13 protein-coding genes and 1 tRNA gene are annotated in these 15,975 nt (G+C 45.5%); 8 read left to right on the top strand and 6 right to left on the bottom strand.

The window, feature by feature from the left end; genetic code table 11:
- Positions 1-80 precede the first annotated feature (80 nt).
- Positions 81-165, bottom strand: a tRNA-Tyr gene (locus ASV53_RS16015).
- Positions 166-368: 203 nt separating this feature from the next.
- On the opposite strand from ASV53_RS16015, the gene ASV53_RS16010 reads away from it, so the two are divergent.
- The 4 genes from ASV53_RS16010 (at position 369) to aroC (ending at position 7,468) form a co-directional block, all read left to right on the top strand.
- The gene (locus ASV53_RS16010) at positions 369-1,481 is read left to right on the top strand and encodes an efflux RND transporter periplasmic adaptor subunit (RefSeq protein WP_094957819.1); all 1,113 of its coding nucleotides are present in this window, start codon (positions 369-371) and stop codon (positions 1,479-1,481) included.
- Positions 1,481-4,621, top strand: a complete 3,141-nt coding sequence (locus ASV53_RS16005) for a multidrug efflux RND transporter permease subunit (protein ID WP_094957818.1) — start codon at positions 1,481-1,483, stop codon at positions 4,619-4,621. The genes ASV53_RS16010 and ASV53_RS16005 overlap by 1 nt, the downstream gene beginning before the upstream one ends.
- Before the next feature lie 367 nt (positions 4,622-4,988).
- A complete protein-coding gene (gene rluF, locus ASV53_RS16000) occupies positions 4,989-6,188 on the top strand; it encodes a 23S rRNA pseudouridine(2604) synthase RluF (protein ID WP_094957817.1) in 1,200 nt (399 codons plus the stop codon).
- A 194-nt stretch (positions 6,189-6,382) separates the two neighbouring features.
- Positions 6,383-7,468, top strand: coding sequence for a chorismate synthase (gene aroC, locus ASV53_RS15995; protein WP_094957816.1), 1,086 nt, complete (start codon positions 6,383-6,385; stop codon positions 7,466-7,468).
- A gap of 175 nt (positions 7,469-7,643) precedes the next feature.
- Here the strand turns inward: aroC and ASV53_RS15990 are convergent, their stop codons facing one another.
- On the bottom strand, positions 7,644-8,300 hold the full coding sequence (locus ASV53_RS15990) for a trimeric intracellular cation channel family protein (RefSeq protein WP_062690905.1): 657 nt from the start codon (positions 8,298-8,300) through the stop codon (positions 7,644-7,646).
- Positions 8,301-8,566: 266 nt separating this feature from the next.
- Here ASV53_RS15990 and ASV53_RS15985 point away from each other — a divergent pair, with 266 nt between their 5' ends.
- Complete coding sequence (locus ASV53_RS15985) at positions 8,567-9,103, top strand: elongation factor P hydroxylase (protein WP_094957815.1); 537 nt, start codon at positions 8,567-8,569, stop codon at positions 9,101-9,103.
- A gap of 31 nt (positions 9,104-9,134) precedes the next feature.
- Entirely contained in the window at positions 9,135-9,395 is a 261-nt protein-coding gene (locus ASV53_RS15980) for a YfcL family protein (protein WP_094957814.1), read from the top strand.
- A 132-nt stretch (positions 9,396-9,527) separates the two neighbouring features.
- On the opposite strand, the gene ASV53_RS15975 is transcribed toward ASV53_RS15980, so the two are convergent.
- The 4 genes from ASV53_RS15975 to ASV53_RS15960 form a co-directional block, all read right to left on the bottom strand.
- Positions 9,528-11,726, bottom strand: a complete 2,199-nt coding sequence (locus ASV53_RS15975; RefSeq protein ID WP_094957813.1) for a YjbH domain-containing protein — start codon at positions 11,724-11,726, stop codon at positions 9,528-9,530.
- Complete coding sequence (locus ASV53_RS15970; protein WP_094957812.1) at positions 11,726-12,565, bottom strand: capsule biosynthesis GfcC family protein; 840 nt, start codon at positions 12,563-12,565, stop codon at positions 11,726-11,728. The genes ASV53_RS15975 and ASV53_RS15970 overlap by 1 nt, the downstream gene beginning before the upstream one ends.
- Positions 12,566-12,575: 10 nt before the next feature.
- Positions 12,576-13,289 carry a YjbF family lipoprotein gene (locus ASV53_RS15965; RefSeq protein ID WP_094957811.1) on the bottom strand — a complete coding sequence of 238 codons (714 nt, stop codon included), beginning with the start codon at positions 13,287-13,289 and terminating at the stop codon, positions 12,576-12,578.
- Between the two features lie 141 nt (positions 13,290-13,430).
- Positions 13,431-13,736 carry a hypothetical protein gene (locus tag ASV53_RS15960; protein ID WP_062690911.1) on the bottom strand — a complete coding sequence of 102 codons (306 nt, stop codon included), beginning with the start codon at positions 13,734-13,736 and terminating at the stop codon, positions 13,431-13,433.
- A 582-nt stretch (positions 13,737-14,318) separates the two neighbouring features.
- Between ASV53_RS15960 and ASV53_RS15955 the strand changes: the two genes are divergently transcribed.
- Both ASV53_RS15955 and ASV53_RS15950 read left to right on the top strand, forming a co-directional pair.
- The gene (locus tag ASV53_RS15955) at positions 14,319-15,515 is read left to right on the top strand and encodes a polysaccharide export protein (protein ID WP_094957810.1); all 1,197 of its coding nucleotides are present in this window, start codon (positions 14,319-14,321) and stop codon (positions 15,513-15,515) included.
- Positions 15,515-15,943, top strand: a complete 429-nt coding sequence (locus ASV53_RS15950; protein ID WP_094957809.1) for an arsenate reductase/protein-tyrosine-phosphatase family protein — start codon at positions 15,515-15,517, stop codon at positions 15,941-15,943. Before ASV53_RS15955 ends, ASV53_RS15950 begins: the two co-directional genes overlap by 1 nt.
- Positions 15,944-15,975 lie beyond the last annotated feature (32 nt).

The raw sequence follows: 15,975 nt of genomic DNA, 5'->3' as shown, positions 1-15,975 counted from the left end.
ACCCCTCCACGGGGTGTTGCTACACTGTACTTGGCAAAAATACAGCAATTGAAACGCGCTACTGCGCATTTCAATAAAGATGGTGGAGGGAGATGGATTCGAACCATCGAAGGCAGAGCCGACAGATTTACAATCTGTTCCCTTTGGCCACTCGGGAACCCCTCCACGAGTGCGGAGCGGATAATATCAAACCCTCTGATGCTGTAAACCTTTTTTCTTTAAATTTTGCGCGCTTGCTGAATTTTTCGGCATATTGTATTAGCTAGACTCTTTATTGCTTAACTTTACATTTCTTTACCGCGCAGGTGACATAACTCAGATATTATTCAGCTAGTGCTAGATCTCTAGATTTATATGGTTTTTTTATCATGAAAAAAGTAATTGTTGCTGTTGTTGTGGCTGTCGCTTTGGCTGGTGGTAGTCAGTTTATCTTTAATGGCGAATCGCAAGCGGCTGAAAAATCGTCGAAAAGTATGGCGGCGCAACGTGCTGTCGCAGTGACAACGGGTGTTGTTGCTTCAGAACCTGTTGCTCAATCCCTTTCGTTAGTGGGTAAGCTGGAAGCGCAGCGCTCGGTAATGGTGGCAACAGAAGTGTCAGCTAAGGTAAATAGTATTACGGCTGGTGTGAATAGCCGAGTGAATAAAGGTGACTTACTCTTACAGCTTGACGATGCAAAGGCACGCGCCAGTTATAGTGAAGCGAAAGCTTACCTGGCGGATGAGAAGCGTAAATACGTTGAATTCGAACGCTTAGTGAAACGTGGCGCGTTAACCCAAACAGAATTAAACGGCCAGCTTGCTAGCGTTCAAATTGCGGATGCACGATTAGATGCGGCCAAAGTCCAGCTGGATGATCATGCTATTCGCGCACCGTTTGCTGGCACTGTGGGTTTGATTGATTTCAGTGAAGGCCACTTAGTGGCAACAGGCACTGAACTGTTCTCACTTGATGACCTTTCTAAGATGCGGCTTGATATTCAAGTACCAGAGCAATACCTCTCTTTTCTTCGTGAAGGCATGACAGTGAATGCCACCAGTCAGGCATGGCTGAATACCGCTTTTAGCGGCAAAATTGTCGCGATTGATTCTCGCGTACAGCGTGATTCCTTGAATATCCGTGTGCGAGTCAACTTTGATAATAAAGACAACAAGCTCAAACCTGGGATGCTAATGGCAGCCAATTTAGACTTTATCCCTCAAGAAGCGGCGATTATTCCTGTTCAAGCACTGGAGTATTCAGGCTCAAAACGCTTTGTGTATGTGGTGGATGACGTGGGTATCGCTCACCGCACCCAAGTTGAACTGGGTGCACGTATTGAAAATGAAGTGGTGATTGAGTCGGGTGTCGGCATTGGCGATCGCATCGTGGTGCAAGGACTTGTGAATATTCGAGATGGCGCAACGGTCAATGATTTGACCGCGCAGCAGGCCGATGGAAAAAAGACGAAGACTGATACTCAGATTAAGGCGGGTGCCTAATGTGGTTATCTGATGTCTCTGTAAAGCGCCCTGTTGTCGCGATTGTACTGAGCTTATTGTTGGTCATTTTTGGTGTTGTTTCATTTTCTAAGCTCTCTGTTCGTGAAATGCCAGATGTTGAAAGCCCTGTGGTGTCGATCCATACCTCTTATAAAGGGGCATCGGCAACCATCATGGAAAGTCGGATCACCACACCGCTGGAAGATGAGCTTTCAGGCATCAGCGGGATCGACACGATTCAATCAACCACACGTAACGGTTCTTCGCGGATCAGCGTGACCTTTGAGATGAATTGGAATCTAACCGAAGGGGTCAGTGATATTCGTGATGCGGTGGCACGTGCACAGCGCCGTTTGCCTGATGAAGCTGATGATCCTGTGGTATCGAAAGATAACGGCAGTGGTGAACCTGCGGTTTACGTCAATCTAACCTCAAGCGTGATGGATCGTACCCAGCTAACCGATTATGCCGAACGCGTGTTAACTGACCGCTTTAGCTTAATTAACGGTGTAAGTTCGGTGGATTTAAGCGGTGCGCTGTACCGCGTCATGTATGTAAAGCTAAAGCCTGATCAAATGGCAGGCCGCGGCATTACCACTCAAGACATTGTGAGTGCGCTCAATGAAGAAAACGTAGAGCTGCCTGGCGGTATTGTGCGTAATGACATGACCACCATGTCGGTACGTACCGCGCGTCTATATCGTTCAGCAGAAGACTTCGCTTATTTGGTGGTGCGTACAGCCGAAGATGGTTCGCCAATTTATCTGAAAGACGTGGCTGATGTGTCTATCGGTGCGCAAAACGAAAATGCGACCTTTAAGAATAACGGGGTATCGAATTTAAGCCTTGGCATTATCACCATGACAGATGCCAACCCATTGAATGTATCAAAAGGGGTGTACGAAGAAGTTGAGCGCATGCAGCGTTTTATTCCCGAGGGGACTTCTTTATATGTTGATTACGATTCAACGGTGTTTATTGAACGCTCAATCAACGAAGTTTACAGCACGTTGTTTGTCACTGGCATGCTGGTTGTCATGGTGTTGTACATCTTTATCGGCCAAGCGCGTGCCACTCTGATCCCTGCGATCACTGTGCCTGTCTCGTTGATTTCGGCCTTTATGGTGGCGTACTTCTTTGGTTTCTCTATTAACTTACTGACCTTAATGGCGTTGATACTGGCGATTGGCTTGGTGGTCGATGATGCCATAGTCGTAGTCGAGAATATTTATCACCATATTGAACGTGGCGAGCCGCCATTACTAGCGGCTTATAAAGGCACCCGCGAAGTAGGTTTTGCGGTAGTCGCGACCACCGTAGTATTAGTCATGGTGTTCCTGCCGATTTCATTTATGGATGGCATGGTTGGCCCGCTATTTACTGAGTTCTCGGTATTGCTGGCGGTGTCGGTGATCTTCTCCTCAATCATTGCACTGACATTAAGCCCAGTACTTGGTAGTAAGCTATTAAAAGCCAACGTTAAGCACAGTAAATTCAATCAATGGGTTGATCGAGGCTTTACCAAATTAGAAGCGGGTTACCGTAAATGGGTTACCGCTGCCGTACGCTACCGTTATGCCGCGCCTGTTGTGGTACTGGCTTGTATTGGTTTGAGTTTTGTCTTATTGAAATCTGTCCCTGCCCAGTTAGCACCGCAAGAAGACCGTGGCGTGATCTTTGCTTTTGTTAAAGGGGCAGAAGGCACTAGTTATAACCGTATGGTGGGTAACGTAGAAGAAGTTGAGCGTCGTTTATTACCTATGGTGGGTGAAGGCGTGATCAAATCCATCAGTATCCAAACCCCTGCCTTTGGTGGTCGAGCTGGGGATCAGACGGGCTTCGTTATTATGCAGCTTGAAGATTGGCTAGAGCGCGATGTCAGCGCGACAGATGCGCTGAGCCAAGTACGTAAAGCGTTAACGGGAATTCCAGATGTTCGTGTGTGGCCGTTCATGCCGGGTTTCCGTGGTGGCTCTTCTGAACCTGTCCAGTTTGTGCTAAATGGTGCGGATTATACCGAGCTGTTTGAGTGGGCGACGGTGCTGAAAAACTTAGCGGAAGAAAGCCCAATGATGGAAGGTGCGGATCTCGATTACGCAGAAACCACCCCTGAACTCGTCGTCAGTGTGAATCGTCCTCGCGCGGCAGAGTTGGGTATTCCGGTTGCTGATATCGCCAAAACATTGGAAATTATGCTCGGCGGTACCACAGAAACTACCTTTGTTGAGCGTGGTGAAGAATACGATGTCTATTTACGTGGTGATGAAAACAGCTTTAATAACGCGACCGATTTAAGCCAAATTTATGTTCGTTCACGCAGTGGCGAGCTATTAACCCTAGAGTCTGTCGCCAGTGTTGAAGAAGTAGCATCAGCACAAAAGCTGAGCCATAACCAAAAGCAAAAGTCGATCACGTTAAAAGCTAACTTAGTACCGGGCTATACCTTGGGTGAGGCGTTAGAGTTCTTAGATAGCGAAGCGCTCGATCGTTTGCCGAAAGACATCACGATTGATTACGCGGGTGAGTCGAAAGATTTCCGTGAAAACCAAAGCAGTATCTTATTAGTGTTTGGTTTGGCGTTATTAGTGGCGTACTTAGTGCTAGCAGCACAGTTTGAGAGCTTCATTAACCCACTAGTGGTCATGTTAACTGTCCCTATGGGGGTCTTTGGTGGCTTAGCGGGCCTGATTATTCTGGGACAAAGCCTGAATATCTTCAGCCAAATCGGGATGATCATGCTCATCGGTATGGTCACCAAAAACGGTATCTTGATTGTGGAGTTTGCCAATCAGCTGCGTGATAAAGGGGTTGAGTTTGAAAAAGCCATTATCGAAGCGTCTGAACGTCGTTTACGCCCGATCTTGATGACTGCCTTTACCACTCTGTTTGGTTCTGTTCCTTTGATCTTATCAACGGGGGCGGGTTCAGAAAGCCGTATCGCAGTGGGTACTGTGGTGTTCTTCGGCATGGCCTTTGCGACATTCGTGACTTTGTTCGTGATCCCGGCGATGTACCGCTTGCTATCAGCGAAAACCAAATCACCGGGTTATGTGGCGGATCAGCTTGAACTGGCGCTACAAAAAGACTTTGTCGCCAGACAAACCCACGGTGATATTTCGCACACAGAAGCGAAGTCGTAACTGTAATTGTAATTGCTATGATGAAGAAGGCCGCCTGATGGCGGTTTTCTTCAATTAGCTCCCACCCGTCCATAGATACTCCAAAGCTATAGATCCTCCAAAGCTATAGATACCCCACACCTATAGATGCCCCCATCAATTATCACAGCAGTATTGTTTTTTATTACGCAAGACTCAGCTTCGCTAAGTAATGGGATTGGTATTAGACTATGGTTAAATGCGATATAAACAGTGAATTTCTTTTCGGTTTACGGATAGATTAGGTAGAATTACTGATTGCAAAAGAATTGATAGCAATTGGGGCATGTATCGCCCGGATTGACGAACCTTGATTACGTTGAAAAACGCTCATTAATAGAAGAAAATCATGTCTCAGAATCAGACGCCAAACAATCAATCTCAGAACGATGCGAAAGCCGTTCGTTTAAATAAATTTATCAGTGATACTGGCTTTTGCTCACGCCGTGAGGCGGACAAGCTTATTGATCAAGGACGTGTAACTATTAATGGCAATGAGCCAGAGATGGGCACTAAAGTACAGCCAAATGATGAAGTTCTGGTTGATGGTCGTGCGCTACGAACAAAAGAAGCGCCGATTTATATCGCACTGAATAAGCCTACTGGCGTTACTTGTACCACAGAGCGTCATATTAAAGACAACATCGTTGATTTTATTGGCCACCGTAAGCGTATTTTCCCTATTGGTCGCTTGGATAAATTCTCTGATGGTTTGATCTTCATGACCAACGATGGCGACATCGTGAATAAGATTTTGCGTGCGGGCAACAACCACGAAAAAGAATACGTGGTACGTGTAAACCGCATCATCACTGATGAATTCATTACTAAAATGGGCTCAGGCGTAGAAATTTTAGATACAGTGACCCTGCCATGTAAAGTGGTGAAAGAAACTGACTTCTCTTTCCGTATTGTATTAACACAAGGCTTGAACCGCCAAATTCGTCGCATGGTTGAAGCATTGGGTTATGAAGTGTACAAGCTTCGCCGCGTTCGTATCATGAACATCACTATCGATGGTCTACCAAACGGTAAGTGGCGTTACATGACAGACGCGGAAATGGCAGAGATCCATGCGATGATCGACGGTCAATCGGGTACGGAAGAAGCATCACGCACCGACTCACAAGGCCAAAAAATCGCCAAGCCAACCGATGCTAAGTTGTTTGATAGCCGTCTACAAGATGCACAGCAACGCAGCAATGAACGTGGTGGTCGTAATGATAGAACGGGTAGCAATGACCGCTCATCATTTAAGACTTATAAAGGTAAAGGCGAGCGTAGCCGTTTCGACCGTGATGAAGACCGTTCTGGTAGCCGCCGTTCTAACCATGGCAGCCATGAGGGCTATCGTTCGGGTGCTAACCAACGCACAGATCGTACCAATACGGAACGAAATGGAAATGGTCGACAAGATCAGGCGCGTCCTCAAGGCCGCAACCAAGACCGATCTCAAGGCAGTAGCAACAATCAACGTAGCGAAGCGCCGCGTGATCGTAAGCCTGCATCAAGCGGCATTAAAAAGTGGAAATCAAAGAAAGAAAGCTAATTTGAGCTTACTTATTTGAATCTAGCTCGAAAGGCTAAATACAGAGTGTATTTGGCCTTTTTTGTGCCTGCTAAACAGACGACAGCATACAATTTATTTGGCATGGATTAGTCCTTGCAATCCCCCCGTCGAATTTGCACTATGTACTCATTAGAGAGATCATAGACATAGTCGGAAAGCAGACAGGGGAAGTAATGGCTGGTAATACAATTGGACAATTATTCCGAGTAACAACATTTGGCGAAAGCCATGGCCTAGCGCTAGGCTGCATTATTGACGGTTGTCCGCCTGGACTTGCGCTTAACGAAACCGATATGCAGCATGACTTAGATCGTCGTCGCCCTGGCACCTCGAAATATACTACGCAGCGTCGTGAAGCCGACGAAGTGAAAATTCTATCTGGTGTGTTTGAAGGCCAAACCACGGGCACATCTATCGGCTTGTTGATTGAAAATACCGATCAACGCTCAAAAGACTACTCCAACATCCAAGATTTATTCCGTCCTGGCCATGCTGATTACACTTACCACCAAAAATATGGGGTACGTGATTACCGTGGCGGTGGTCGCTCATCTGCGCGTGAAACAGCGATGCGTGTTGCTGCAGGTGCTGTTGCCAAAAAATACCTTAAGCAAGTACACGGCATTGAAGTACGTGCTTACTTGTCGCAAATGGGTGATGTGAAAATCGATAAAGTCGATTGGGCGCAAATTGAGCAGAACGCTTTCTTTTGCCCTGATGTCGATAAAGTCGACGCCTTTGATGAACTGATCCGCAATCTTAAAAAAGACGGTGATTCAATTGGCGCTAAGCTAACGGTTGTTGCCAATAACGTCCCTGTTGGTTTAGGTGAGCCAGTCTTCGATCGCTTAGATGCCGATGTGGCCCATTCGCTAATGAGCATTAACGCAGTCAAAGGCGTTGAAATTGGCGATGGTTTTGAAGTAGTAGAACAGCGTGGCAGTCAACACCGCGATGCAATGACACCTGAAGGCTTTAAAACCAATCATGCGGGTGGCATCTTGGGTGGGATCTCGTCTGGCCAAGATATTGTGGCGCACATTGCGCTGAAACCAACGTCTAGCATCACAGTACCGGGCGAAACCATTACCAAGCAAGGTGAGAGTGCCGAAGTGATCACCAAAGGCCGTCACGACCCATGTGTAGGGATCCGCGCGGTACCGATTGCTGAAGCGATGCTGGCGATCACTTTAATGGATCATTTACTGCGCCACCGCGGTCAAAATGCCGATGTACGAACGGATACGCCAAAGATTTAGCGTTTTAATGCTTTAGCTGTTTAATGTGTAGCTTTTTAATGTTTTAGCGCTTTAATGCTTAGCTTAGGGCGATTAAGTGCTGTATAGCTGATAAAACGAGTAGATAGAGAAAAGGCGAGTCATTCACAATGGCTCGCCTTTTTCGTTGGTGATCTTGTTGTCTCTGCTGATACCGTTATTTAGTGTCAGTCGCTGACTCTTTCGGTGCAACAACGATGTTGGTTTCGTCATCCAGCTTGAACACAGGTAAGCTCCAACTCAGCTGAACTGCCGCCATACGTGCCACAAAGCCCACCACTAAGGTCGCCACTGTTGTAATCAACTCTGGCACTTCAAAGTACATCATGCCGAAATACATACCACCTGCAAGGAAGGCCACAGAAGCATACAGCTCTTTGTGAAGTACCATAGGTTGACGACGACAAATCAAATCACGCAGTAAACCACCAAAAATACCGGTAACAACCGCTGAGACGATACAGATAAGCGGCGGTAACCCCATATCCATCGCTACACGGCAACCAATAATACTAAAGACAATCAGGCCAACCGCATCCAAAATCACGAAGATTTTGTGGTAACGCATAACCCATTTCGCCACTAGCGTGGTAAATAAACCAGCTAAGCAAGTAATCACAAGGTACTGCGGGTTTGCCACCCAGCCCAGTGGGTAGTGACCTAAAAGCACATCACGTACCGTACCACCGCCAATTGCTGTCGCACTGGCTACTAACATGACACCAAACCAGTCCATATGACGCTTACCTGCCGCAATTGCGCCAGTCATCGCTTCCGCAGTAATACCTATAATGTAGAGAGTTGTTAATAGCATGAAAAATAATCACTATAAATAAGAAGGCTAACAATGACTTGAATTGTAATTGTGATGAGGGTCATTATCGAATGAAAAGAAAAAAGACATACATGAATTGAAATCATGCTTGATTGTTCTTTTTATAAAATGAAGTAATTAGTTACAGCTAGATATTTGAAGATAGGATGCGATCTAACCTGCTAGATGTAATTTTGAGCATAAGTAGACTTTAGCGACGACTTTCCGCATCATAGCCGCAGTTATTGGCCACTTTTCGCAGTAGAATGTCACACGATTACAACAACCTTATATCCGTATTTAATAGTACTTTTTTAGAATCGTATAATACCGAGCTGATTCTGGGTGGTGATGAACCTATTTACCTTCCAGCTGATGATGAGCACCGTCATCACCGTATTATCTTTGCTCGCGGTTACTTTGCTTCTGGGCTACATGAGATTGCGCACTGGTGTATCGCAGGCCCTCAGCGCCGCTTATTGGAAGATTATGGCTATTGGTATGAACCCGATGGACGCACTGAAGCGGTACAGGCTGAGTTTGAAAAAGTAGAAATTAAACCACAAGCTATCGAGTGGATTTTAGCCGCCAGCTGCGGTTTTGCGTTTAGCGTGAGTTGCGACAACTTGAGTGGTGATTGCGAGCCTGATAGGGTAGGCTTCACGGCGAAAGTACGAGCACAGGTATTCACCTATTTAAACTGTGGAATTCCAGATCGTGCCAAGATGCTATCGGATGCGCTGCGTGAACATTACGGCATCGCACCGCTAACGCAAGCGTGCTTTCCTGAACTCGTTTTATAAATATTTACGGTAACAAAGTAGAGAGATTTCTATGATCCAGCAATACGAAGAAAAATTGCTTACTCACATCGACCATATGGTTGAAACCGCTTCAGATGACGAGCTTTTTGCTGGTGGCTATTTACGTGGACATATCTCGTTGTCAGCAGCTAGCTGTGAGCAAAATGACATTAACTGCGTTGAAGAAATGAAAACAGCAGTAGAAGCGAGCATTGCACAAGCGCAATCAGAGCTAAGCCCTGCCGATCAAGTGATCGTAAAAGCAATGTGGGAATCACTGAAGAACGCTTAACGGCTTGAAAGTTACTCTGCAAAGAGTGATTTCTAACTAAAACGTAAGAATTAAAAAAGCCAGACTCGTTAACGCGAGTCTGGCTTTTTGCTATTTTACGCTTAATCAAATAGTCGTCAGTGTGATCTAGGCTTATTGCGCTGCTCGGCTATACCAAGGTGATCGCGCATCGGTCATATCGTACAAACTGTACTTACGATTTAGCATTTGGCCACCATCGCGAGTTAGCGGTACCCAAGATACGGTTGCACGGTTGTTACTCGGTTTCACTGTCATCAAATCAAACGGAATCGACACATAGAAGCCCTTAGTAAAGCTACCTTCACCGAACTCCTCTGCCGATAGGTTAGTGAAAGATGCAAACGCACCTGCAATCACACCACTATCAAACTGTTTCGAGAAATCAACCGTCATCCCTTTATCTTCCGTTAAGTACTGGCCAGCACTTACTTTCAATAAGGTGTCAGGCAATATGCTCCATTGCGGGGTGTAATACACACTTGCATGGCCTGTAACAGTCCCCGTTTGTACTCGGTAGTAACGGCCGGTACTTGAATCAAACTGACGCTCTTCACTGTAAAAACCTAATGGTGATTCAGGATCGCGCTGTTTTACATAGTTAACATCAAAACCCACTGCCCAGTTGCTGCCCATTGGACGATATAAAACTTCACCCCCAATACCACCAAACATCATCTCAAGATAACCGCCGTACGCTTGGCTATAGAAGTTATCACCAAAGTGATCCATCCAAGTCAATTGCAAGTTATCGATACGAACAGGGTTATCACTGATATAGCTACGCACCAAGGTACGGACACGTTTCAAATCAGTACCATCTGGTGGTGGACCTTGGTACTTAAACTGGTCGTAGTTATCGTAGATGTTGAAATACACCGAACCGCTGGCTTCAACATGATTGCCTAACCAGTAAGAGGCATTGGCATTAATACCGACGTTAAACAAATAGAAAGCTTCAGGACTACCAAATGACTGTTGCAGTGTAGGGGCAATTCCCCAATCGAAGTCATTGTCTGCACTTGCAACTTGTCGCCCTTGGGCTGCCGTTGGTGTTGCGGTTGAGCTAGTGTCTTCAACGTTGGCATCGATATATTCATGATTAGCAACTTTGGCAAATTGCTCGGCATCAATACGGGTTTCAGTGGTCGATTGGTGATTCTTGGTTTCAACCAAGCGATACTCATCAACGTTAATCCCTGTCTCTGCTAACACTAACGCGGCACGTTCATGGGCTTCATTACGATCACGATATTTTGTTTGATCACCAACCACGGTGATCGATGACTTACTGCCTGTTAAGGCGTCTTTTTCTTGTACGTAAATATTAGCATCATCATAACCAGCATTGGTCGCAAGTTGCTCTTTCACTCGTTGCCAATCTGTCGTGCTGACATCTGCTTGTGGTGATGTCGGTGTATAAGTAACTTTCGGCTCATCGTGCCAGGTCGTGGTTAAGTCATTAAAGTTGGTACTTAGGTTTACCCCAAAGGTCCAAGTATTGCCGCGTTCATAACTTAAACGCATGTCACCCCAGTTACCTAAACGGTATAGGGCGCCATAGTTGACTTGGCTATCTTGCGGCATGTCGATACGACCACGAGTAACAGGAAAGTCACTCTTATAGTCGTTGCCATCCCATTCAGCCTTTAAGCGCAGCGGTGCCCAAGGCGTTTGGTATTCAACCCCACCAAAGACGGCAGCACAACCAGTGAACCAACGGCTGTAATCAACTTGACCACCTTTACCTTTATAAGAGGTATCTCGGCCACAATCTCGGCCTGCTGCTTTATCGCCACTTAAATTAGCACTGTTGCCGATATAGCCCCAACCAACCCCTAAGGTAAAATCAAGCGGGCCAACATGTTTGCTGGCGGCAATAAATTCACCATCAAATAGCCCTGTACCGCCTATATCACGCAAACCAATAGAGGTTTCTGGCAGCCAGTAACTTTCTTCTAGCAGGCGGAACTTAACGTCGATGCCTTTATCGGTATATTTCGTATCACCACTAAATGCTTCAGACCCGTACAATAAATCTTGCACTAAAGTATAACGAATAGTGGTTTCCAACCAAGGGAGCAGCTGCAGTGAAACCGTATAATGATGATATTCATCGTTATAGGTAGCGCCTAAGGTAAATTCACCTTCTTTTGCAACGCGCCCGGTTGGCATTTGCATTAAGCCCACGCCACCAAAATCAGATTGTGAGGGGGTAAATACAGGGGATTCAAACTCATCGGCTTGAACATGGCTAAGAGGCGCTAACGCAAGTGCTAACGCCGAAAGCGCAAAAGTGTTTGTTTTTTTCATTACAATACTCGCTCCCTTAGTAGGGAAACAGCCGCTTGATTTATCTCGTTAAAACCTGAGGCGTCAAAACCCAAATCATCCAATGGTGCCAGCCAGCCGCCAGTAAACGGTAGGTAAATAATGGCACCAGGGGCGATGTCATGGTGGCGCTCATTCCAATAAGCGATAGGGTGCGTCTGAATTTTGCCGTCAGGCTGAATAACAACCGCAGTATCATTTTCCGCCGCAGAAATCGCTTTCGCTTGCTCTAAGTATTCAGCAGTTGATAGTCGTTGTTGCCACTTTACAGCCCCCGTGTCTTTTACTGCGCCTAGTACCCAAACCTGCTCTGAACGAGCAGGTAATTGCAGTGTTAATTCACCTGATAATAACGGATTCGCATTATTGGTAATTCGGGCTTGGTCGTAATCCAATTGAAGCGCTGCACGCTTTGCAAAGTGACTGCTTGAAATAAATTGATGCAGTGTTGCTAGCGCAGTATAACGCTCATCTGTTATATCGAATTCACTTTGTTTTTCTGCAATTAAAGCTAATAAAGCAGACTTTTCTTGCTCTAAAGGCTGAGTGAAAATAGCGGCTTGTAACCAATACACAGGTGTCGTTAGCAATGAGTGTTTAGCGATTTGTAATTGCGCGTCTTTCAAAACTTGCTCGGTGCGCACAGCACTCGCATAGCTCAGAGTGATTTGTTTGCTTTTACTTTGAGCTAGACCTTGACCTTGATCCAGAGCTTGGCCTGTATGTATTTGTACCTTGGTATTTGCTGTCTCTGCATAAGTAGCTGAAGCTGTTAGCAATGACAATACGAGGAGCAGCAAAGGGGTAAGTAACGATTTCATGATATTACCCTTAAGAAAATGGTTTCAAGATTGAAAATTCGACCACAGGCAAACCAGGGGCGAGCTGTTGATGGCTTTTAATAACGGCACCCGTTATAGGGTTTAGCCAAAATTCATTTTGGTAGCTCAGCTCTAAGCTTGGTACGTTAACGTCTTCAGTAAAGTACAAGCTCTTAATCGGCTGCTCGTTAATGACGATGACTTGCTCAGAGCCGTTCGAAAATGCGGAATTGATGGTATAACCAAAATGGTAACCTGGTTGCCAATCAAGAGTGCGAGACCAAGCTTTAGGCGTCGAAGCCTTATGTAAACCCAGCGCTAAAGGGTCGATAGTCTTGCTGGTGGTCGCCACTAAGTTCCCTTGGGCGAGAGACAATGTCTTAGTAATGCGTCCAGCTTGAGTAACAAGTAAGCCGCGATCGGCTGATAGCCATTTTAATAGTGGGGCATTGGGTTGATTGGCTGAGGTTGGCGAGCTTGAGATAATATCTTGTTCTGCAAAGGCTAATACCATGAACGCCTGAGGACCATCACCTATACGCGCATACATGCTGGCATAAGGTAGCTGGTTAATCGCTTGGGTAGTAAGCTGTGTGTCGTCATCGCCAAATAAGGCCAGTTTTGCTGTGTCGTTGACATCTTGGAACTTTTGACTACAGCCCGTGAGCAGTGTTAGGCATAAAAAAATCCCACCGAATGGGATTGTGAAGTGAGATCTTCGCATCCTAGCGCAACTTAAATTAGATAAATAGATAAAAAATAACCACACCCTATACCATCCCCACCCATCAACCGACGTTATATATGGGGGGGGATGGTATAGGGTGTGGTTCGCTATATTAACAAACCAGTCAAATTACCCGGTTTATGCTGCAGGTGCAGATACAGACGTTGTAGAGTTGTTGCTGCCTGAATCGGCAACGGCAACAACTGCAACTGCTGCTGCTACGCCAACTGCGATAGTGGTAGCAGTAACACCACCAACGGCTGCTGTTGTAGCTGCTGCTGTACCTGCCGCCGTACCGGTTGCTGCTGTTGTTGTGCTTGCAGCTGCCGCTGTTGAAGTTGCTGTCGATGATGATGCGCCAGCAACACCTGCTGTCTCAGTTGCAGCTAGTGCTGAACCAGACATAGCAAGTGCAGCTAATACCACTAATGCTGTCTTTTTCATAAGTTGTCCTTATTGTTCTAAAACTGTTCTAAATTAATATCAAAAGAAGGGAACCTTCTCACGCAATAATATGCGGTTATGCAGTGTTAAGCAATGTTGCATTGCTTTCAAAAACGAATAATTAACAAGGTGTCGCACGACAAGCGTTAATGACGAAATAAAATTAAAATTAAAGCAAACTGTTATTTTCAAGTTCGATGCAATATTGCCAGTCTAGAGGGGGATTTATGCCGCATGTGGCTGCAAGTAATCGCATCATTTTGAGACCAAGCTCAAAAATGGAGGGCTGATATCTCTTTATTTTGGTAATTAAATTACGTAAAATAACACCGCTGTTTTTTAATACATGGAGGGCTGCTCTTAGAGTGGGAGAGCCTTGTATATATTGGCAGTTTAACGTCTAGCGCTGCTCTGTTAGTCAAGATCAAGTGAAGACATAAAATATGCAGATTCATTTTCGATAGCAGATTGGGGGCTGACATCCCAAGGGCGGTAGCGTGTGTAATCAACAGCTTTGATTATGCAGCAAGCGCAGAAAAACTATTGCTAATCCCTTCACATATACTACGACGATTTGAACTCATGGATTTTAAAAAGAAGCTACTCATTACTGCAATGGCATCCACCTTGCTGGTAGGCTGTGCTGTACCTGGTTCACACTTAAATCTTGATAATAAAAATGTTATTGAACCAGAACAGACAGATACGAACAATGCAAATAATATTGACGACCGCGTTAATGTTTACCCACTAACAACGCAGCTTGTTGGGCAATTTAAAACACCAAAAGCGGCGTCTAGAACAAATCCAAGTTTAGATGCGCAATTGGCACGATATCAGTACCGTGTCGGCCCTGGTGACATCTTAAATGTCACTATTTGGGATCACCCTGAATTAACCATACCTGCAGGTTCATACCGTAGTTCGAGTGAATCAGGTAACTGGGTACATTCCGATGGCACCATTTTTTACCCCTACATTGGCTTTGTCAAAGTAGAAGGAAAAACCGTAACCCAAATTCGTAAAGAGATGGCAACGCGCTTGGCGAAGTTTATTGAAACGCCTCAAGTCGATGTTAATGTTGCGGCTTTTCGTTCGCAAAAAACTTACATCACGGGTGAAGTGAATAAGCCCGGCCAACAAGCGATAACGAATGTACCACTGACCTTACTTGACGCCGTTAACCGCGCTGGTGGATTAAATACCGACGCCGATTGGCGTAACGTAACCCTAACTCGCAATGGTGAAGAGCAGAACCTTTCGTTGCATGCCCTAATGCAACGTGGTGATTTAATGCAAAATCGCCTGTTAGAACCTGGTGATATTGTTCATATCCCCCGTAACGATGCGCAAAAAGTATTTGTAATGGGTGAAGTGAAAGAGCCCAAATTACTTAAAATTGATCGCGCAGGCATGAGTCTAACCGAGGCGTTAAGTGGTGTGGGGGGTATTAACGAACTGGAAGCGGATGCAACTGGTGTGTTTGTTATTCGTAGCGCGATTGGCAATCAGAATACAAGTGCATTAAAAGGTGAGCCGTCAGCAGAAAACCAACAATCTGCTAGCCAACAGCCGATTGCCAATATCTATCAATTAAATATAAAAGATGCGTCTGCATTAGTGATAGGTACAGAGTTTGAACTGCAACCTTACGATATTGTCTATGTGACAGCAGCGCCAATTTCGCGTTGGAACCGTGTAGTAAAACAACTATTACCGACAATCTCTGGGTTTAATAACTTGACTGAAGGTGCACTACGTCTAAGGACATGGCCATAATGTTTAATAAAATTTTAGTGGTATGTGTGGGCAATATTTGCCGTTCACCGTCTGGTGAGTACATGCTGAAAAAGTTATTGCCGGCAAAAGAAATTGCTTCAGCAGGCGTTGGCGCATTGGTCGGTAAAGCTGCCGATAAAATGGCAGCACAAGTCGCGCAAGAACATGGTGTTAGCTTAGACGGGCATATCGCACAGCAAGTGACGAGTGATTTGTGCCGTGACTATGACCTGATTTTAGTGATGGAAAAAGGCCATATCGACGCAGTGGCCAATATTGCACCTGAGGCGCGCGGTAAAACCATGCTATTTGGCCAATGGATAGGGCAACAAGATATTCCAGACCCATACCGCCAAAGCCGCGAGGCATTTGATCATGCTTATGCATTAATTAATGATGCTGCTAAAGCTTGGGCTAAAAAGTTATAAAGATTAAAGATTTATAAAAGAGTAAAGAGTAA

Source organism: Photobacterium sanguinicancri, from assembly GCF_002265265.1.
GTDB lineage: Bacteria > Pseudomonadota > Gammaproteobacteria > Enterobacterales > Vibrionaceae > Photobacterium > Photobacterium sanguinicancri.
This window is presented reverse-complemented; position numbering and strand designations above follow the sequence as displayed.